Here is a 20,455-nt window from a genome sequence, read left to right as displayed (position 1 = left end):
GGATTATAATCTAGTGCTTATGCAGCAGACGGTCTTCCTTTTAGTCGTTTTTCAATCTTTTGTTTGATAGCAGTCAAATCTTTCATAATATCCATTAACTTAGGATCTTTGTTTTCTTTGTAAAGCTCATTCACACCAAGTATTAAATCTTTAGCTTCTCTTGACGCAAGAATACGATCACTTGTTGTAATAAACTTGTGCTTTTTTTCTGTAAACTCTATTGCTTTTTCTACGATACTCATAATGCTACTCTTTTAAATAATTTTGTAATTCGGCTATTTTTTCTGGTGTATTAAATTTTCCACCATAAAAAGTCGTCACTGTTGCAGAAGTTTCATCTTTAATGCCTCGTGACGATACACATAAGTGTTTGGCATCAATTATAACAGCAACATCATCAGTTTGCAATGCGGCTTTTAGCTCTTCTGCTATTTGGTTTGTTAAGCGTTCTTGTACCTGAGGACGTTTAGCGAAATACTGTACAATTCTGTTTAATTTTGATAAGCCTATAACTTTCCCTGAAGAAATATAAGCTACATGAGCTTTACCTATAATGGGTACAAAGTGATGCTCGCAATTGGAGTAGAAAGTAATGTTTTTCTCCACCAACATTTGATTGTATTTGTATTTATTGTCAAATAACGCAATTTTTGGCTTATTTTGAGGGTTTAATCCAGAAAATATTTCATCAATGTACATTTTAGCCACTCTTTTTGGAGTGCCTTTTAATGAATCATCTGTTAAATCTAAACCCATAACATCCATTATTTCTTCAAAAAGTATAGCTATTTTTTCTTTCTTTACTTCATCAGAAAACTTGAAAGCGTCACGCTTCATAGGTGTTTCAAGACCTGTGTACATGTGATCGTCTCCAATGTCTTGATAGTCAATACCATTAAGGTCTTGATGGTTTAGGGCTGGCATTATGTCTTGTTTAATCATTTTATCTTTTTATATGCTGTATTTGGTCAATCAAGCCAAATCAAAGCAGTTTTTGTAAATATCTAACGTTTAGATATTTTATTGTGAGTAATTTGTTTTTGTCTTGAGCATTTAAAACGTCCATCCTCAAACACTCTTTTTTTGCTGTGTTTTGTATTTCTACCTTGCACTCTGGCTCTCCATAATCTAAAACTACTAGGTTTCATTTCACGACGCATTAAGGTAATAACGTCTTGCTCTTTTAACCCAAATTGAAATGTTATAGCATCAAAAGGTGTGCGATCTTCCCATGCCATTTCAATAATGCGATCTAGTTCTTCAATTGTAAATTCTTTTGTCATTTAAAGTGGCGAAAAATTAAATTGTTCGTCATATTTTATCTTCTCATTCATTAATTTATCAAAAAACTTTTTATTCTCTTTAAAGGTTTTATTATTTCTAAAATGAATAAATTTTCCGTTAGAGTGAATACTAGATCCATTTGTTTTATACACTACTAATTGGTAATAGGGTATGGCCCAAGTAAAATTTTTCAAGCCTTTTGTTATGTGTATTAGGATACCAATTGGTCTTAACTCTATATTCCCATAATTAGTATCACTAACTGTATTCAAAATTGATGCCATATTAGGACTAACTTCGTCAACAATCATTCTTTTTGATCCTACTCCTCTCATCTTAATAGATTGTATAAGATTAAAAGGCTTACCAACGATGTCATCAATTAGTTTGTTGTTCTCCTTATTAGTATGTGTTGTATTTAGTAACAAAAGTTGTTTTCCGTTTAATTATACTCAAATATACAAAATGTTTAACCTTTTTAAGTTAATGTTAAACAATATTTAACATATTGAATTTAATTATCCTTAAATAGAAGTAACTTATTGATTGCGAAGTAATTTATTACGGTCACTTAAGGTATGTCGTTTTAAGATACGATAACTTTCTTTTTTAACTAGAGGATTGTCTTTCATGCTCCATAACCTGTCACTAGCAAAAGTTCTAGTTTGTTTCTCGTCAATTATTGGATAAGGATAATCTGTGCCAAGCTGAAAGCCTGTCAGTTGTTGATCAAAATATGACATTTCGCTAGGATTGTGGATAAATGGCGCTTCTAAACTAGCCAATTCCGGAACCCATTGTTTTATAAATTGACCATCAGGATCATGTTCGATACTATTTTTTAATGGATTATAAATACGTAAGGTGTTAATTCCAGTTTCTCCTGCTTGCATTTGTATTTGTGGATAATGTATGCCTGGTTCAAAGTCTAAAAATAAACTTGCTAGATGCTCGCTCATATCCTGCCAAGGTTGCCATAAATTATGTGTAAAAAATGAGACTACTAATGCTCGCATTCTAAAATTTAAATACCCTGTTTCTTTTAAGCATCGCATGCACGCATCCACCAAAGGAAATCCGGTTTGTCCATTTTTCCAAGCCTCTTGATAGTTTAAGTTTACGGGTTTATTAAGTTGATGGTACCCTTTGTTTACACTTTTAAATTCCATAAGATGTTCCATCTCAAATTTTTGGATAAAGTGGGCTTGCCAGCGTAATCTTGATACAAATGCATTTAAGTGACGTTTGTATCTGGTGTGCTTTACAACGTCTGAGGCGCCATTAATAACTTGTTTTATGGATAGATTGCCCCAAGCTATATAAGGCGATAGCCTGCTGCAACCCGTTCTAGCATCTAATGGTTTTGAAATGTGGTACATGTAATTATGATAGCGTCCGTTGTAAAACGATCGCATATATTTTAAACCTGTAGTTGTGCCTCCTTTTTGGAACTTTTTTGTGTAGTCCGTTTTCACGGAAATTGTGTTTAGTTCCGATTCAAGAGTTTCAATTTGATTTATGTTTAGTAATTGATTTGGTTTCGGTTGAAACAGAAACTCGGCTTGCATCATATAATTATCCCAATTCTGATACCATGTTTTTCTGTTGGTTAGTCCACGTTGCACACCATTATTGTCATTTTCTAACCAAACAATAGTGTTTTTGGCTGAAAATTCCGCGAAAGCGATATCCCGTTTAAACGTAGATAAAATACCGGTTTCTTTATGAGAAAATATGTGTGTGACATTATACGTAGTGTTGATGGTTTTAATAACCTTTTGGATGTTATTTTGGACAACCAATATCTTGGTGTTGTACGGTTTTAATTGACTATTTAAATCCTGTAAAGATTGTTTTACAAAATCCCAATGACGTTGGCTGTAGTGTTTGTCTTGTAACAAAAAATCTTCAAAAGTGTAGAGTAGGAGTGTGCTTTGTCCTGAGTTTAAAGCATTGGTAATGGCTTCGTTGTCTTTTAATCGAAGGTCGCGTTTTAGCCAAACTATGCTTAGGTTTTGTTTCATTTTTATTGTTTTCTTGTTTATCTGCGTGTTTTGCGGTAACGTCACATCGAGTGGTTTTTAGTTTTTTTACTAAAAATTGTATCGAGAGGTTTTTAAGTTGTTTTATTGCTTCTCGATACGATTTGTTCGTGCCTCACAAATCACTCGAAGTGACGGTTGTGTGACTGTTTTGTGTTTTTTGTTTATTTAATTTCTACATGTTTTGCGGTAACGTCACATCGAGTGGTTTTTAGTTTTTCACTAAAAATTGTATCGAGAGGTTTTTAAGTTGTTTTATTGCTTCTCGATACAATTTGTTCGTGCCTCACAAATCACTCGAAGTGACGGTTGTGTGACTGTTTTGTGTTTTTTGTTTATTTAATTTCTATTTTTTTTGCGGTAACGTCACATCGAGTGGTTTTTAGTTTTTTTACTAAAAATTGTATCGAGATGTATTTTATTTTATTGCTTCTCGATACGATTTGTTCGTGCCTCACAAATCACTCGAAGTGACGGTTGTGTGACTGTTTTGTGTTTTTTGTTTATTTAATTTCTATTTGTTTTGCGGTATCGTCACATCGAGTGGTTTTTAGTTTTTTTACTAAAAATTGTATCGAGATGTTTTTGTTCTATTTGTTACTTCTCGATACAATTTGTTCGTGCCTCACAAATCACTCGAAGTGACGGTTGTGTAACTGTTTTGTGTTTTTATTACTGTTTTATGTACGTGTTTTGCGGTATCGTCACATCGAGTGGTTTTTAGTTTTTCACTAAAAATTGTATCGAGATGTTTTTAAAAGTTATCAGGATTGTCAATAATTTGCTGTGCTCTTTCTTTTAGGTTACTTAATTGTTTGGTTTCCATTTTATCTAATAAGCTGTACATCATTTTCATTCTGAAATTATCACCTAATTGTTTGCGCTTATCATCAAGAAAATTCCAATACAAACTGTTAAATGGACAGGCTTTGTCACCCAGTTTTTCTTTTTTATTATAATGGCAACTATCACAATAATTACCCATTTTATGTATGTAACTTCCGCTAGATACGTAAGGTTTTGTGGCTATTTTTCCGCCATCTGCAAATTGACTCATCCCTCTGGTGTTAGGAAGTTGAACCCACTCCACAGCATCCACATAAATACCCAAATACCAAGCGTCCACTTGGTCAGGATTAATTTGTGCTAACAATGCAAAATTACCTGTAACCATAAGACGTTGGATATGGTGTGCGTATCCATTGTCTAAACTATTGGTAATGGATTGTTTAAGGCAATTCATTTTTGTATTTCCTGTCCAATAAAAATCCGGTAAATTGTTATTATTTTCAAGATAATTAAGCGTTTTATATTCTGGCATTAAGGCCCAATACATGCCACGCATATATTCTCTCCACCCTAAAATTTGTCTTATAAAACCTTCTACTTGGCTAATATTAATATCCTCGCCATGTTTGCGCCAATAATTAAGGACTGTATCGACTATGTTTTTAGGCGAAATTAATTTTAGATTCATTGCAAAAGACAATCTAGAATGAAACAAATAGACTTGGTCTGTGTGCATGGCATCTTGATAATCTCCAAAATGAATCAGTAATACTTCGCAAAAATATTTTAGTTGTTCAAGCGCTTGCTGTCTGTTTATTGGATAACTAAAAGTTTTGGTGTCTAAAGTGCCAATGGTTTTAATGTCTTCTTTTTCTATCAGAGATATAATATCTTCAATATCGTTTTTGAAATATTTGTAAGGCGGAATTGGATGTTCGGCTTTCCATTTATTTCTATTGCTTTTATCGTAATTCCATTTACCACCTTCGGGTTGTCCTGCAACCATTAAAACATCGTGTTTTTTGCGCATATCACGATAAAAATTTTCCATTAGGTATTGCTTTTTACCTTTAAAAAACTGTTTTAAATCTTGACGTTTTGTATAAAAATGTTCTGTTGAAAAAGCTTCTGTATCAATGTCTAAAGTGTTACAAAAAGTATACAATTGATGGTCTAATCTGTATTCGTCAGGTAATTGATATTCAAATTTAGTAATATTATGTTCTTCTATTAATAACTTAAGGTTGTCTGTTAAATTTTGAGTGTTTTTAGTGTCGTCTAATTTAAAATATTGGACGGTAAAACCTTGGCCTTTTAAATGTTGGCTAAAATCTCGCATGGCAGCAAAAAACCCAACCACTTTTTGGATATGATGGGTTACGTAATCTGTTTCCTGACGCATTTCAAATAGGCAATACACTGTGTTTTCTGGACTGTCTTTGTACCAGCTGTGTTTACTGTTTAGTTGATCGCCTAATATTAATCTTAATGTTTTCAATGGTTGGTTGTTTTGTTATGTCATTGTTTTCGGTTACGCGCAAACGGTCAATAGTGTTGTACTTCCTGTTTTATGTCTCACTGAGCGCAGGCGAAGTGTTTGTTTAATTTTGTTATCTATTTTTAAAGTGCTTCGCCTTTTTTGGTCAAACCTTCTGAGTTTTCTAAAGAAAACCCACCTTACTTTAGTTAAAGGAAGGCGTGTGTTACGGGACTATTAATTTTTTTAACTGACGTGAGTTAAAATAGGGTGTTTTGTAACCATAAACGCTGATACTTTCCGTTTGGATCATAGCGTTCTGATTGTAGTTTTACATTAAACTTTCTGTCTCTTGGATCGTTTCCAACGCCTGCAACGTACATCCAGTTTCCGTAGTTGCTGTGTACGTCATAATCTATAAGCATACTTTCAAAATAACTAGCTCCAATGCGCCAATCTAATTCTAAAGATTTTGCAAAATAACTGGCAACATTTTGTCTTCCACGATTACTCATCCAACCTGTTTTTTTTAGTTCAATCATATTGGCATTAACAAAAGGTTCTGCAGTGTTACCGTCAATCCATTGTTTAATTTTTGTTTGGTTTTTAGACCAATCGTATTCTTTATTTAAAATACCACCTATTTTAAACAGTTGGTTTCCGTGTTTTAGGGAGACGTATTTAAAATAGTCGCGCCAAATCAATTCAAAAATTAGCCAATAAGTAGATTCATTTTTTACATGCTCGTTTTCAAAACGTTTGACTTGGTAATAAATTTGTTTTGCAGACAAACTTCCATTTGCTAACCATGCCGAAAACTTGCTACTAAAGTCCGTCCCAATTAATCCGTTTCTGGTTTTTTTGTAAAAGCCTAGTTTTTTGGTTTTAAAAAATAATTATTTAAGCGTCTTAAAGCCTCGGTTTCCCCTCCTTTAAAAGGAAATGCGTTATTAGGGTGTTGTGTTACAGCATCTAATCCTAAATCTTTTAAAGTCGGAATTGTTGTGTTGTTTGTTATGTTGAAGTTTTCAGCTGTAGCTGAATTAGTTACGTTTAAAGGTCTGATAGTACTCAGTTTTTCGCACTGTTTTCTAAATTGCGTGAACACGTTTGGCAATGCTTCCGTTTTAAACGGAATATCTTCCGGATGGTATAAAAACTGGTCATAAGTTTCAATAAAAGAAACGTCATCAGAAATGTTGTTTTTTACTAAATTGATAGTAGAAACTTCTTCGTCTGTCCATTCTTTTTGAAGATAAATAGCCGAAATATTATGTAGCTTAACTAAATTTTGGATAGCATGTTCTGGAGTTTCCGTGTAAACGAACAACGGAATATTAAGCTGTTTGAGTTGTTGCTTTAAATCTGTTATGGTTTCAATTAAAAACTGCCCTCTAAAGTTTTCTGTCTTTTTAAATCCAAAGGGAGATAATTTAAACTGTCTTGGGTCAAAACAGTAGACAGCAATAGTAGATGTGCTGTTGTCTATAGCTTTTTTAAGCGAAATATTATCTTGAGTTCTTAAGTCGTTTTTAAACCAAACTAAGCTGTTTTTGTTTTGTTTCGTCTGCATTTTTCACTACAATATTTTACGTCATTCCAACTCTTTTCCCATTTTTTACGCCAAGCAAAAGATAATTGGCAGGTTGGGCATGTTTTGGTTGGAAGGTTTTGTTTTTTAATGTTTTTAGGCATTGGCTAATTTGTTAATCATCCCTTTAAAAATAAAGCCATGAAAGGGAAGTACGCTATACCAATACAAACGTCCGGCTAAACCACGTGGTCTAAAAGTGGCGCGTTGGTAAACTTTACCTTTAGCAACTCTAAACTCTAACCAAGCTTCTCCTGGTAATTTCATTTCGGCAAATAAGATTAGACGTTTTTCGTCTTTATCTGCTAAAAGTACACGCCAAAAATCTAATGCATCTCCAGTTTTAATTTTTGTTTTGTTGGTACGTCCACGACGTAAACCAATACCACCAACTAGTTTGTCTAAAAAACCTCTGATTTTCCATAAAAAGGTACCGTAATACCAACCGTTTTCTCCACCAATAGCCCATATTTTTTCAAGTGTACGTTGTTCGTCATTAACTTGGCGCTCTTTGATGTCTGTAAAACAACCGTGTTTTGGTACTTTTAAATATTGTGTGGATGCTCGTTTTTTAAATCGGCTATTAATAAGTGCATCTTTCCAACTTGAGATAATATCGTTGCCTTCAATTTTGACAAAAGCTAATTCTACAGCTTTTTGATACGACATTGGGTTGACGTCTAATAATTTATTAATATTACTTTTTTCGCCTATAATTTCAATTCCCATACTATTTACTAGCGATGACGCTAATTTATAGGATGTAGATGTTACAAAGTATAACCAATAACTAGACAGTTTTGGTGTCATTACTGGTACGGTTAAGATGTAGCGTTTTAATTTTCTGGCTTCAGCAAATTTTAATAACATTTGCTTGTATGTCATAACTTCTGGACCAAAAATATCGTGAGATGTGTTGTACAATTCAGTTTTACCTAAACCTTTAGTCAAAAATGCTAAAACGTCGCGTACACCAATGGGTTGTGTTTTTGTGTTTAACCATTTAGGAGCTACCATTACTGGAAGTTTTTCTACTAAATCTCTTATAATTTCAAAACTAGCACTACCAGAACCAACTATAATTCCGGCTTTAAAAACCGTTAGACCATAGTGATTTGATTGTAATGTGGTTTCGACATTTTTTCTGGATAATAAGTGTTTTGATAATTTTGTATCGTTGGTAATTCCGCTTAAATATATGACTTGTTTGACACTCGTGGTTTCAATATAATTTTTGAAATTTACTGCGCAATCTTCTTCCATTTGATGGAATTGATCTACAGAATTTGACATAGAATGAATCAAATAATAAGTAGCATCAATATCTTTTGGAATATTATTTAAGGTTTCTGGTTTAAGAAAGTCGGCTTCAATCACGTGTAAATTTTCTTCTTCAGAATATTTACGTTCTGTACGTAATTTACCTCTAACAGCACAAACTACCGTGTGACCTTGCTCTAATAGTAACGGGATAATGCGCTTACCAATGTAACCTGTTGCTCCTGTTACTAATATTCTCATGGGTTTGGTGTTATGTGGTTTGTTGTTCTCGATACAATTTTTTTCATTCTTCAAAAAATCACTCGAACTGACGTTGTGTTTATCTATCGTTTTCTTACTTTTTAGGTCTTTGGTATTCTAAGCGTTTTTCTAATCTAGGGATTGTGTATCCGTCTAATCCGTTAATAGCAGCAATATTTGCTTTGGATAGATTTATAAATCCATCGTCTTCTAATAAATCACCATTAATATGTAAGCCTTGTATTTCTCCGATTACTAAAATGGTGTCATTTGCTTTGATTAGATAGTCTTCAACAAATTTCATTTCTAATTGAATTGGAGCGCCTTTAACAAATGGTGCTGCACAATTATCTTTGTATTCTGGTTCTAAATCTGTTTTATCAAATTCGGATATCGATTGATCGTATTTGGCAGATGTATGATGTGCGTCTTCAAAACTGTCTAAATCAATGTGATTTATAGTATAAATGCCTGTCTTTTTTATATTGTCATACGTGTGACGCGTTACGGTTGTTGGTCTGCAAAAAAAGCCCAATAAAGGTGGATTGCTTCCAATGTGTGTTACCGAGCTAAATACAGCTACATTTTCTTGTCCTTCGGCAGATTTTGTACCAATTAAATTAGCACTTTTAAAACCAGAGCAACTGTTAATTAAATTTATTTTGTATAAATGCTCTAATTCCTGGATCTGTTTTAAATTAAAATAAGCCATTTATAACGTTTTGTAATTGTTAATTTGAACGTCTTTTGCTTTTAAATCAAACATTAAATTATACAAACCAAAGAAGGTTCTGTTTATGTAAATAAAGTGCTTAGAACCTCTGTTACCATTCATTTTTCTTAACTCTGTGCTTTTGCTGTAACGTTGTCCCATTTCTGAAATAGCATTAAAAAATTCTGGATCAGAAAAATCGAAAGTATCCTCATGAAAAGGCTTTGTAAATAAGCTTAATAACTCATGAAACATTGCCGAGAAAAAATCTAATTCTTCTTGAGTGTCTTCTTCTCTTAAAATCTCCAACTCATACATTTTAGCAGTAAACGCGTCTTTATTATTGATTACTTCTGGTTTTGCTAATTCAAAATAAGGCACATAAAAATCTTGTGGTACTTCTTTCATACATCCAAAATCTAACGCAATTAAATCGCCTGTTTTAGAGACTAAAAAGTTTCCAGGATGTGGATCTGCATGTACTTTTTTAATCACATGCATTTGGTACATATAAAAATCCCAAAGCGCTTGACCTAATTGGTTTGCTTTGTTTTGATCTGTGTTATATGCAGTAAATTCAGAAAGGTGTTCGCCTTCCATCCAATCCATAGTTATAATACGCTCGGAAGATAATGCTTCGTAATAGTTTGGAAACTTTAAATTAGGGATGTGCTTACAAGCTGCAACAATAGCTTTACTTTGCTCAACTTCTAAAATGTAGTTGGTTTCTTCTACTAATTTGTTTTCTACTTCTTGAAAGTATTTATCAGAGTCCTTTCCTTTAATATTAAACATTTTTATGGCAATAGGTTTTACCATAGCCAAATCGCTAGCAATGCTATCTGCAACACCTGGATATTGAATTTTCACAGCAAGTTTTTTCCCATCCTTTTCGGCTAAATGCACTTGTCCAATACTGGCTGCATTTACAGAATTTAGATTAAAGGTGTCGTAAATTTGGCTTGGTAATTTCCCGAAATATTTTTTAAACGTTTTGCTAACTAAAGGTGCCGAAAGTGGTGGGACAGAAAATTGTGCCAACGAAAATTTCTCTACATAAGCTTGGGGTAAAATACTTTTTTCCATGCTTAACATTTGTGCTACTTTTAGCGCACTACCTTTTAATTGCTTTAAACCATCATAGATGTCTTCAGCATTGTTTTCGTTAAGTCTCGCTTTAGCTTCGGCTTCAGTTTTGGTGATTTTATCACCATAATATTTTAAATAATTTACACCAACTTTTGCTCCAGTAGTGACTAATTTAGTCGCTCTTGATATTTTTGAAGTTGGTATTTTGTCTATCGTTTTCAATAGTTGTAGGTTTTAGTTGTTCTTGATACATTTTTTAGTACCTCAAAAACACTCGAATTGACGAATGTTTTAATTAACTCATCTTAATTTTTTCTTTAAAGATGAATTTTCCAAAGTCAATAATACTTTTTAAAGGCATGACATTTAATACATCAAAACTTGTGTTTACAGATTTTTCGATAAAAATGTCTGTTTTTTCAAATGAAGCCGAAGTATCATCCATCCAAAATTTCATGGTTAACAACAATTGTAACCAGGCAGTTTCTGTAAGCCCTTTGTCTTGAATTTTATTTAGCTGTTCTTGCTTAACATCAATAAGCTCGATTCCTAAATCTTTGATGTAGTGTGTAAAACTTGCTTTAAGCTCAGATAATGCAGCAAATCCTTTTAAGCTGTTTTTGTGTTTGTGCAAAGCATATATTACATAACTTCTGTTAGCAGTAAGATTTTCAAAAAAGGTAAAGTAAAAGCTTAATAATTTGTTTCTTGGCTCAAAGTTTGCGTAATCGTTACTAGCCTCTAAGGCGTTATGTGTATTGTCAAAAAAGGCTTTGAAGATGCCTTTTTCTATCGCATCAAATGTTCCGAAGTGTTCATAAAATTTAGATTCCTCAAAATTATTATGCTTCGCAAATGCGTATACTGATTTTGGTTGCTCGTTATGTTCTAGGACATAATCCATGTAAAATGAAATGATGTCGTTACTACTTATGTTTTTCTTTTTTGCCATCCTATAAAAATTTGGTAGCATAAAGATACAAAATGTTTAACGATGTTTAGTTATTGTTAAACAAAATTTAACATGACTTTGTGTATGTTGGTCAAAAACGATTAAATACCAACTAGTTTACTACGTCTTTCAAGAATTATATTGTCTAGCCAAACACCATCTAATTGTCCTATTTTTTCTTTGTAACCTACTATTCTAAAACCATTATTAGTGTGTAATTTTAGACTTGCTTGATTAGCTTTCATTATTCCGGCTTGTAGTGTCCAAATATTATTTTTTTCGCTAATTTCAATTAGTTTTTTAAGCAGTATATCGCCAACTTTTTGTCCTCTAAAGTGTTTGTCAATATAAATACTGACTTCAGCTACACCAGAATAAACTTTTCTTTTTGAAACAGCACTTAAAGCTGCCCAACCCAAAAATTGGTCGTTTTTTATTGCTAAAATACGACCAATAGGTAAGTGGTTATTATTCCAATATTCCCAATCAGGTACAACGGTTTCAAATGTTGCAACTCCAGTAGCAATTCCTTGTTTATAAATGGATTGCACTTTATTGAAATTAGTTATATTTATGGGTATAATATTCATTTTAGCAACAACCTGATCCTGGAGCACAAGAGTCTCCTGCCTGCATGTCTGAAAATTGTAGTTTTTGTTTTGGTTCCGGAATACCACATTTATCTTTTGCAAGACAATCCGTTACTAATGATGTTAGTTGGAAAGTATTGTTTTTAAATTCTAATCCAAATTTTTGAATGGTTTGTTCTCCTTGATATTCTACTTCAATATCTAAACCTTCTAGGTTAAAAATATCTTCTGATAGCGCTATAATTTTAGCTAATTTTTCAGGATGTAACCTGTGGTCATAGTCATCTGCATTCCAAAGTTGAAAACTTACTTTTTTCTTGTCTTACAGTTCCGCCACAATCAATAAAGTGTTTAGCGACTTGTCCAACTTCAGTAACATGAAAATGGTTTGGAACTAAACTACCATCAGGCAGTGTAAAAGAAATAGTTTCTAATTGTGATAAGTGTTTTTTAATTTCTGAAAGTGTCATAATTTAATGTGTTATTATGATTAATATTTTGTTTTTAGCAACACGAGTTGCTGTCTAAATTGTTGTCAAAAAAGCCATTTAAAAGTGTTTTCATGGCTGTCCAATTGTCCTTGTCTATACAATAGCAAACGCTAGTACCTTCAATAGTACCTTGTATTAAACCTAAGTTTTTTAGTTCTTTTAAATGTTGAGATATAGTGGGTTGTGCTAATCCAATTTCTTCTACTAAATCACCACATACACAAGCATTAATTTTAAACAAATGTTGTATAATGGCTACTCTAGCAGGATGTCCAAATGCTTTTGCAAAAAGTGCAATTTGGTTTTGTGATTCTGAAAATTTTTCGGTTTTAATTAATCCCATAATGTTCGCATATTTGTACATCGCAATATTACGATTAATTGTTTGATTTTAAAAATAGATTACTCTTTTTTTAAGGTTTTATTAACAAACAAGGTTATACTTATGCTTAATTTTACGTTAATTAAAATCAAAAAATATAACCATGAAAAAATTATTTACATTAATTATGTTGCTAACAGTATCATTTGCTGTTAATGCACAAATTGAGACGCCTCAACCTAGTCCGTTTCAAAAGATTGAACAAAAAGTTGGTCTTACAGATGTTACATTAGAATATTCTAGACCATCAATGAGAGGTCGTGAAGTTTTTGGAAACTTAGTGCCTTTTGGACAATTATGGAGAACAGGAGCAAATAAAAATACTATTATAACTTTTAGTGGAGATGTAACTGTTGGTGGTCAAGCTTTAAAAGCTGGGTCTTATGCAGTATTTACAACACCAAATGCAGCTAGTTGGGACATTATATTTTACAACGATACTAATAATTGGGGAGCACCAAAAACTTTAGATGAATCAAAAGTAGCTGCTAAAGTATCTGCAGAAGTATATACTTTACCAATGGATATCGAAACGTTTACTATGTCATTTGATGACTTAACAAATGATTCTGCTGTTTTAGGAATTATGTGGGAAAAAGCTTATGTAGCTGTAAAATTTGAGGTTGCAACAGATAAAGTAGTTACTGACGCTATTGCTAAAACAATGAATGGTCCTAGTGCAGATGATTATTATGCAGCAGCACGTTACTATTTTGAGTCAGGTAAGGATATCAATCAAGCTGTAACTTGGATGAATACTGCAGTAGATATGTATAAAGATGCTCCTAAGTTTTGGGTGTTACGTCAACAGTCTTTAATTAATGCAAAAGCAGGAGATAAAAAAGGAGCTATTAAAGCTGCTAAAGCGTCTTTAGCACTTGCTGAAAAAGCAGGTAATGCGGATTATATTAAGATGAATACAGACTCTTTAAAAGAATGGGGAGGATTATAATCTAAGGATTCTTAAATTATAAAAAAGTGCAATCTATTAGATTGCACTTTTTTTTAAATTAACTCTATATTCTGAATTTAAAGCAGTCTTATTATAGACATGTTTTTATAATTCATTTTGATTAATTATAGTGTAGTAAGGCTATTATTTTACAGTCTATATGACTGTTAAATTTAGTTGTTACTCACTGGCTTAATTTCCGCGAAAGCGCTATTATTGTTAAAGTATTTGTTTTTTACTGAATACATTGCTTTGCATTATACTTCTATTAGAATTTTAAGTATAAAAAAATCTGTAAATATAAGTTTACAGATTTTTGATTTTTATTGCGATTAATAGTTTGTACTAGCTATTGCGATGTTTATTAAGTTCGTCTTGAAGTTGGCGTCTTACTTTTTGTTCACGCTCTAAGGCATTACGTCTATGTTCTTCAAACTCTTCTTCAGTTTCTTCCAATCTTAATTTAGCTTCTTTAGTTACAGCATTACTGTTTTTAAATTTATAGATAAAGAAAAATAGAAAGGCTAGTAATCCTGCAATGATTGACCATAGTAATGTGTTGTATCCAACTTTACTCATTTGTAATCCAAATAGAGACATGCTGTCTTTTTCTTGGTTTGTTTCTTCTAAGTTGGTTTTTGTATTACTTAAGCTACTTTTTAATTGCGTTACTTCTTGACTTTGAGAAGCTACTTTATTTTGAGTGTCTAATAATTCTTTTTTTAGTGCTTTTAACGAATCTAAAGTGTGCGATTTAATTTTTTCAATCCATTCGTTTCTAATAACTTCATAAGACTGTCCACGTGCATCTCTCCAGTTGTTTGATCTTTTTGTTAGATATTCAAATTGGTTTTCTAAAGTTCCCGAATCTAATGATAGTTTGTCATCTTCTTCTTCGGTTTCAGTTTGTGCAGTAGCAGTAAAAGTAAAAAGTAATAGGAAAAAAGCTGCTAATAGAAAATTTGTTTTATGCATTGTATTGTGTTTGTTGTCTTTCGTCTTTGCGAAAATATAAAAAAAAGGTTTGCTATAAGGCTTAAATATAACAAAAAGCCTCACAATTGCGAGGCTTTTATATATACGTTTGTAATTAAAATTTGGATGTTAGTAGTATGTAAAACGTCTTACTTTAGCAATATGCTTAGCTAATCTAATTACTTGGTGGCTGTAACCATACTCATTATCATACCATACATATAGTATTGCATTTTTTCCATCTTTTCTAACAATGGTTGCTTTGCTGTCGTAAATAGAAGGTGCAGAGCTACCTATTATGTCTGTAGACACTAACTCGTCACTCATTTCGTATTTAATTTGCTCAACTAAGTCGCCTTCTAATGCATATTTTTTTAATGTTGCATTAATACTATCAATACTAGCTTTAGAGCTTAATTCTAAATTTAAAATGGCTAAAGACCCATTTGGTACAGGTACACGAATAGCGTTAGAGGTTAACTTACCTTCAAAGCTTGGTAATGCTTTAGAAACCGCTTGACCAGCTCCAGTTTCGGTTATTACCATGTTTAAACCAGCAGCACGACCACGACGGTATTTACTGTGGAAGTTGTCTACTAAGTTTTGGTCGTTTGTGTAAGCGTGTATCGTTTCTAAGTGTCCGCTTTTTACACCATAGGTATCTTCCATTGCTTTTAAAACAGGAGTAATCGCATTTGTTGTACAAGAGGCAGCAGAGAAGATGTCTATTTTATCAGGATCATTTTCTAGATGGTTAACACCATAAACAATATTAGGAATTCCTTTTCCTGGAGCAGTTAATAATACTTTATCAGCACCTGGAGAATTTTTTAATCTTGTTAATGCTTCTTTATCTCTAAATACACCTGTATTGTCAATGATTAGTGCATTGTTAATCCCATATTTGGTATAATCGATGTCTTCTGGTTGGTTAGCATTAATTATCTTTACAGTTGTCCCATTAATAATTAAAGCTTCGTTTTTGATATCTGTAGTGACAGTACCAGAAAAATCACCATGTACAGAGTCGTTACGTAATAAAGCTGCACGTTTTTCTAATACAGTAGCATCTAATTTACCACGTGTTACTATAGCACGTAAACGTAATTGACTTCCTTTACCAGTACGTGTCATAAGCTCTCTAGCTACTAAACGACCAATACGACCAAATCCATAAAGTACTACATCTTTAGGTGTGATATCTTTAGTTTTACTAGCACCTTTAAGCTTGTTAGATACAAAAGCTAAAGCATTGCTGTATTTTTTTTCTTCTAAATGATACTCATACGTTAATTTACCAATATCTAATTTAGCAGGAGGTACATCTAAAGTTTTGATAGCCTGGGCAATCTCTACAGAATCAAAAATTGAGATTGGTTTTTGTACAAACTCGCCAGCATATTCATGCAGGTTTAAGATTTCGGATACATTTCTGTCAATTAATTGGTTTCTAAAAATCACCAATTCGATAGATTTGTCATACCATAAATCGCTAACAATTTTAATAAATTCTACGGTAGCTCGTCTTCTGTCTGCTTGAAACGCTAATTCGTTTTCGTAAGTTTCGTTAATGGACATTTTAAATTATTTAGTGTGTGTTGTTAATTTATTATGTAAATTTTCGGCAAAAGTATTGATTTCAAACGATTTCGTAAAGGAAAAAGTATAAAAAAATAAAAGCACTTAATTTTACTAATTAAGTGCTTTCTATTTAGGTTGGATAATTAATTATCTTAAACCATATCTGTTTTTCTCTCCTTTGGAGTTTATTAGCTCGATACTTAATGGTTGATAGGTGTCTCTGTTTTTTAAAACGTTATCAACATCTTCAATAGTATTTACTTTTACGTTATTAATGGCAGTAATTATGTTACCAGCTTCAATACCTTCCCTTTGTAAATATTGACCATAGGTACCATTTACTTTAGTGATTTTTACACCATTTTTAGTTTTGTATTTTTTTAAGTCTTCTGGTTTTGCATTTTTAATAACACCAATAACAGGTAAAATATAGGTGTTGTTTTTTAGTAAAGTAACAGCAACCTCCTTAGTTTGTCCATCACGTAATAAAGTTACGTTAACAACATCATTAGGACGTTTGGCATCCAAAAAGCCTCTTAAATCAGAGAATTTTTTAATTTTAATATTATCAATCATTTTAATAATATCACCACTTTTAATACCAGCTTCAGCAGCTCCAGTGTCTTCCTCAACATCATCCACGTAAAACCCTTCGGTTTCTGCCACACCTAATTTTTCTGCATATGTACTATTTAATGATCCTCCAATAACTCCCAAAATACCATTTTGGACATTACCAAACTCCATAATATCTTGTACTACTTTTTTAGCAATATTACTAGGTACAGCAAAAGAGTAACCAATATAAGATCCTGTTTGAGAAGTAATTGCTGTATTAATACCAATCAATTCTCCAGCAGTATTAACTAAGGCTCCTCCAGAGTTTCCTGGATTAACAGCAGCATCTGTTTGGATAAAAGACTGTGTGCTTTGTCCACTTAAATCTCTAGATTTAGCACTAATAATACCTGCAGTAACTGTGGATGTTAAGTTAAACGGATTACCAACAGCTAAAACCCATTCGCCAATTTTAGCAGTATCACTATCACCAAACGTTGTATAAGGTAACTGCTCGTCACTTTCTACTTTTAATAAAGCAATATCTGTTTTTGGATCAGTACCAATAATTTTAGCTGTTAAGGTACGATTGTCATTTAAGGTAACACTTAATTGTTGCGAGTCCTCAATTACATGATTATTAGTAATAATGTAACCATCAGGAGAAATAATTACACCACTACCAGTACCAAGTTGCCTTTTTTGAGGTACACGACCATAAAATAGGTCTTGTAATGTAGGTTGTGCTGTATTTAATGCCACATTTTTAACGTGTACCACAGCATGTACTGTTTTGTCCGCAGCATTGGTAAAGCTAATACCATCATTAGCAGCTAAAGCAGTTGTGGTTGTTTTATAATTGGTAGGTAAAAAAACAGGATTATCCTGTAGCGTGTTAGTTGCAATTTGTGCGTTGTCTTTTTCAAGAAAGGTTTTGTATGTTCCTAGGGTAATTGCACCTCCTAATACCGAAACTAAAACCAAAGTTAACATCTTCTTCATAAAATACTTAGTTTAGATTTATTAGATAACGATTAAAATTAATTAAATATTGAATGTCTATTTCAACTTTAACGACGTTTTAACAACTGAAAAAACTTATATTTGTCATTCAATTTTTCAGCCCAATGACATTGACTTTTTATAAATATCAAGGAACAGGTAATGACTTTGTCATGATTGATAATAGGCAAAACTTATTCGACAAAAATAATACCAAACTTGTTGCATTTTTATGTGATCGTAGATTTGGAGTAGGAGCAGATGGGCTAATTTTACTAGAAAATCACCCAACTGTAGATTTTAAAATGGTGTATTACAACGCAGACGGAAACCAAAGTACAATGTGTGGTAATGGTGGACGTTGTATTGTCGCTTTCGCGGAATTTTTGCAGATTGTAAAACATGAGACCACTTTTGAAGCGATAGACGGTTTGCATTATGCAAAATTGACAGATGGTTTAATACATCTACAAATGAAAGATGTTGATACCATTGAAGTCTTTAAACAACACCAATTTTTAGATACAGGATCGCCACATCACGTTCAGTTTGTTGAGGACTTAGTTAATTTTGATGTTAAAACGGAAGGGTCAAAAATTAGATATGGACAACCTTATAACAAAGCAGGAAGCAACGTAAATTTTGTTGAAAAAATTAACGAAGATACTTTTGCGTTAAGAACCTATGAAAGAGGAGTAGAAGATGAAACCTTATCTTGTGGTACAGGTGCAACAGCAGTCGCTATAGCCATGCATCAGACAGGTCAAAGTAAAGCGTCCACAGTAAATCTTAATGTACAAGGTGGACAGTTAAAAGTGTCTTTTACAAAAACAGAAAATGTTTATAAAAACGTCATGTTAATAGGACCTGCAAAACAGGTTTTTAAAGGCGAAATTACATGCTAACATTACAAGGTAAACATATAAATTTAAGAGCCTTAGAGCCTGAAGATTTGTCATTTATACACCAAATAGAAAATGACGAATCCATTTGGGAAATTAGCAACACGATAACACCATATTCCAAATACCTTATCAAACAGTATTTAGACCACGCACACAAGGATATTTACGAAGTCAAACAATTACGTTTAGTCATTTGTAATAAAGATCAAGATGCAATAGGAATGATTGATGTATTTGATTTTGATTATAAAAACAGAAGAGCAGGTATTGGTATTTTAGTAAAAGATACTGCTAATAGACAAAAAGGGCATGGTAAAGAAGCTTTGCAATTATTGACTAATTATTGTTTTAAACATTTAGATTTACATCAATTATATTGTAATATAAGTGAGGACAATACTGCAAGTTTAGCGCTTTTTAAAAGTCAAGGCTTTAAAGAGATAGGATTAAAAAAAGACTGGAATTATTTAAACGGTCACTTTAAAAACGAATATTTATTTCAATTGATTAATACAGATGTACATTAAAAAAATTTTATTAGCTATTGCCTTAATTGGATTAGTCGTAGCAGCTTATTTTGCTTATTTTATTTATGGAGCCATGTTTGAAAAAAACACAGCTTTTAATAACGACAAAGCTTATATATATGTTCCAACCAATGCAAATTACGATCAAGTAAGAGCGCAATTAGTCCCTTTGTTAAAAGATATTGACAGTTTTGATGCTTTAGCAAAGCAAAAAAAATACACCACTAATATAAAAGCGGGACGTTTTGCTATTACTAAAAACATGAGTAATAATGATATTATAAACTCAATTAGAAGTAAAAACATTCCAATTAAATTAAGTTTTAACAATCAAGAACGTATACAAAATCTTGCAGGTCGTATAGCACAACAAATTGAACCGGATAGTTTACAGCTTTTATCTGTAATGACGGATAATACTTTTTTAACAGAGCATAAGTTTACTGATGCAACAGTTTTAAATATGTATGTACCTAATAGTTATGAGTTTTTTGGAATACGTCTGCCGAAGGTTTTAGAGAACGTATGTTAAAAGAATATTATCGTTTTTGGAATACCACTAGACAAACAAAGCGTAAAGCTTTAAACCTATCCGTTAACGAGGTTATGACCATAGCATCCATCGTACAAAAAGAAACTGCTAAAGTTGACGAAAGACCACGAGTAGCTGGAGTATATTTAAATAGAATAAAAAAAGGAATGCCATTACAAGCAGACCCTACTGTGATTTTTTCTAAAAAATTAAAAGAAAACGATTTTGATCAAATTATTAAACGTGTGTTATATAAAGACCTTGAAATTGATTCGCCATACAACACGTATAAATATGCTGGTATTCCTCCTGGACCAATAACAATGCCTGATGTATCAGCAATTGATGCTGTACTAAATCCAGAATCTCATGATTATTATTACTTTGTCGCTAATGTGCAAAACTTTGGTTATCATAAATTTGCTAAAACCTTAAGTCAACATAATGCCAATAAAAACGAATATGTACGTTGGATTAATAGTCAAGGAGTTAACAGATAATTT

19 protein-coding genes and 3 pseudogenes are annotated in these 20,455 nt (G+C 32.4%); 4 read left to right on the top strand and 18 right to left on the bottom strand.

The genetic code is table 11. From position 1 onward, the window contains the following. Positions 1–17 precede the first annotated feature (17 nt). The 15 genes and pseudogenes from AC0L3M_RS06210 to AC0L3M_RS06140 all read right to left on the bottom strand — a co-directional run bounded on the left by AC0L3M_RS06210 (position 18) and on the right by AC0L3M_RS06140 (position 12,881). A complete protein-coding gene (locus AC0L3M_RS06210) occupies positions 18–242 on the bottom strand; it encodes a hypothetical protein (protein WP_145002039.1) in 225 nt (74 codons plus the stop codon). A gap of 4 nt (positions 243–246) precedes the next feature. Next, positions 247–924, bottom strand: coding sequence for a GTP cyclohydrolase I FolE (gene folE, locus AC0L3M_RS06205; protein WP_409994629.1), 678 nt, complete (start codon positions 922–924; stop codon positions 247–249). Between the two features lie 80 nt (positions 925–1,004). After that, positions 1,005–1,283: a TIGR03643 family protein gene (locus AC0L3M_RS06200; protein WP_292948500.1), complete on the bottom strand. Its 279-nt coding sequence runs from the start codon at positions 1,281–1,283 to the stop codon at positions 1,005–1,007. Beyond that, positions 1,284–1,712: a hypothetical protein gene (locus AC0L3M_RS06195; RefSeq protein WP_473432229.1), complete on the bottom strand. Its 429-nt coding sequence runs from the start codon at positions 1,710–1,712 to the stop codon at positions 1,284–1,286. 111 nt (positions 1,713–1,823) lie between these two features. Then, on the bottom strand, positions 1,824–3,308 hold the full coding sequence (locus AC0L3M_RS06190; protein WP_473432228.1) for a cryptochrome/deoxyribodipyrimidine photo-lyase family protein: 1,485 nt from the start codon (positions 3,306–3,308) through the stop codon (positions 1,824–1,826). Between the two features lie 772 nt (positions 3,309–4,080). After that, the gene (locus tag AC0L3M_RS06185; protein ID WP_473432227.1) at positions 4,081–5,613 is read right to left on the bottom strand and encodes a cryptochrome/photolyase family protein; all 1,533 of its coding nucleotides are present in this window, start codon (positions 5,611–5,613) and stop codon (positions 4,081–4,083) included. Positions 5,614–5,852: 239 nt separating this feature from the next. Further along, positions 5,853–7,165, bottom strand: a pseudogene (locus AC0L3M_RS06180) (DASH family cryptochrome). After that, the gene (locus AC0L3M_RS06175) at positions 7,135–7,275 is read right to left on the bottom strand and encodes a DUF2256 domain-containing protein (RefSeq protein ID WP_473432476.1); all 141 of its coding nucleotides are present in this window, start codon (positions 7,273–7,275) and stop codon (positions 7,135–7,137) included. Before AC0L3M_RS06175 ends, AC0L3M_RS06180 begins: the two are co-directional and overlap by 31 nt. Before the next feature lie 4 nt (positions 7,276–7,279). Continuing rightward, entirely contained in the window at positions 7,280–8,704 is a 1,425-nt protein-coding gene (locus AC0L3M_RS06170) for an SDR family oxidoreductase (protein ID WP_473432226.1), read from the bottom strand. Between the two features lie 94 nt (positions 8,705–8,798). After that, entirely contained in the window at positions 8,799–9,416 is a 618-nt protein-coding gene (locus tag AC0L3M_RS06165; RefSeq protein WP_473432225.1) for a flavin reductase family protein, read from the bottom strand. Beyond that, positions 9,417–10,727 (bottom strand): ABC1 kinase family protein, encoded by a 1,311-nt coding sequence (locus tag AC0L3M_RS06160; RefSeq protein WP_473432224.1) that lies wholly within the window; start codon positions 10,725–10,727, stop codon positions 9,417–9,419. It abuts the gene before it with no gap. 73 nt (positions 10,728–10,800) lie between these two features. Further along, the gene (locus tag AC0L3M_RS06155; RefSeq protein ID WP_473432223.1) at positions 10,801–11,457 is read right to left on the bottom strand and encodes a TetR family transcriptional regulator C-terminal domain-containing protein; all 657 of its coding nucleotides are present in this window, start codon (positions 11,455–11,457) and stop codon (positions 10,801–10,803) included. A 101-nt stretch (positions 11,458–11,558) separates the two neighbouring features. Continuing rightward, complete coding sequence (locus tag AC0L3M_RS06150) at positions 11,559–12,047, bottom strand: GNAT family N-acetyltransferase (protein WP_473432222.1); 489 nt, start codon at positions 12,045–12,047, stop codon at positions 11,559–11,561. A 1-nt stretch (position 12,048) separates the two neighbouring features. Continuing rightward, positions 12,049–12,517: pseudogene (locus AC0L3M_RS06145) on the bottom strand (DUF6428 family protein). A 34-nt stretch (positions 12,518–12,551) separates the two neighbouring features. Further along, positions 12,552–12,881: an ArsR/SmtB family transcription factor gene (locus AC0L3M_RS06140; protein ID WP_292948516.1), complete on the bottom strand. Its 330-nt coding sequence runs from the start codon at positions 12,879–12,881 to the stop codon at positions 12,552–12,554. A gap of 142 nt (positions 12,882–13,023) precedes the next feature. On the opposite strand from AC0L3M_RS06140, the gene AC0L3M_RS06135 reads away from it, so the two are divergent. Next, positions 13,024–13,872 (top strand): DUF2911 domain-containing protein, encoded by an 849-nt coding sequence (locus AC0L3M_RS06135; protein WP_473432221.1) that lies wholly within the window; start codon positions 13,024–13,026, stop codon positions 13,870–13,872. 345 nt (positions 13,873–14,217) lie between these two features. Here the strand turns inward: AC0L3M_RS06135 and AC0L3M_RS06130 are convergent, their stop codons facing one another. The 3 genes from AC0L3M_RS06130 to AC0L3M_RS06120 all read right to left on the bottom strand — a co-directional run bounded on the left by AC0L3M_RS06130 (position 14,218) and on the right by AC0L3M_RS06120 (position 17,988). Further along, complete coding sequence (locus tag AC0L3M_RS06130; protein WP_473432220.1) at positions 14,218–14,847, bottom strand: tRNA (guanine-N1)-methyltransferase; 630 nt, start codon at positions 14,845–14,847, stop codon at positions 14,218–14,220. Positions 14,848–14,976: 129 nt separating this feature from the next. Further along, entirely contained in the window at positions 14,977–16,425 is a 1,449-nt protein-coding gene (locus tag AC0L3M_RS06125; RefSeq protein ID WP_145002024.1) for a glyceraldehyde-3-phosphate dehydrogenase, read from the bottom strand. Between the two features lie 150 nt (positions 16,426–16,575). After that, a complete protein-coding gene (locus AC0L3M_RS06120; protein ID WP_473432219.1) occupies positions 16,576–17,988 on the bottom strand; it encodes a trypsin-like peptidase domain-containing protein in 1,413 nt (470 codons plus the stop codon). Between the two features lie 125 nt (positions 17,989–18,113). Here AC0L3M_RS06120 and dapF point away from each other — a divergent pair, with 125 nt between their 5' ends. From dapF to mltG, 3 genes and pseudogenes are all read left to right on the top strand, one after another. Further along, positions 18,114–18,893, top strand: coding sequence for a diaminopimelate epimerase (gene dapF, locus AC0L3M_RS06115; RefSeq protein ID WP_473432218.1), 780 nt, complete (start codon positions 18,114–18,116; stop codon positions 18,891–18,893). Beyond that, on the top strand, positions 18,887–19,420 hold the full coding sequence (locus tag AC0L3M_RS06110) for a GNAT family N-acetyltransferase (protein ID WP_473432217.1): 534 nt from the start codon (positions 18,887–18,889) through the stop codon (positions 19,418–19,420). Before dapF ends, AC0L3M_RS06110 begins: the two co-directional genes overlap by 7 nt. Further along, a pseudogene (gene mltG / locus AC0L3M_RS06105) lies at positions 19,410–20,452 on the top strand (endolytic transglycosylase MltG). The gene AC0L3M_RS06110 and the pseudogene mltG overlap by 11 nt, the downstream one beginning before the upstream one ends. The last annotated feature ends 3 nt before the right edge of the window (positions 20,453–20,455 follow it).

The organism is Olleya sp. KJ81-1 (genome assembly GCF_055808135.1).
Note: the sequence above shows the minus strand (reverse complement) of the source record. Positions and strands in the feature narration are given on the sequence as shown.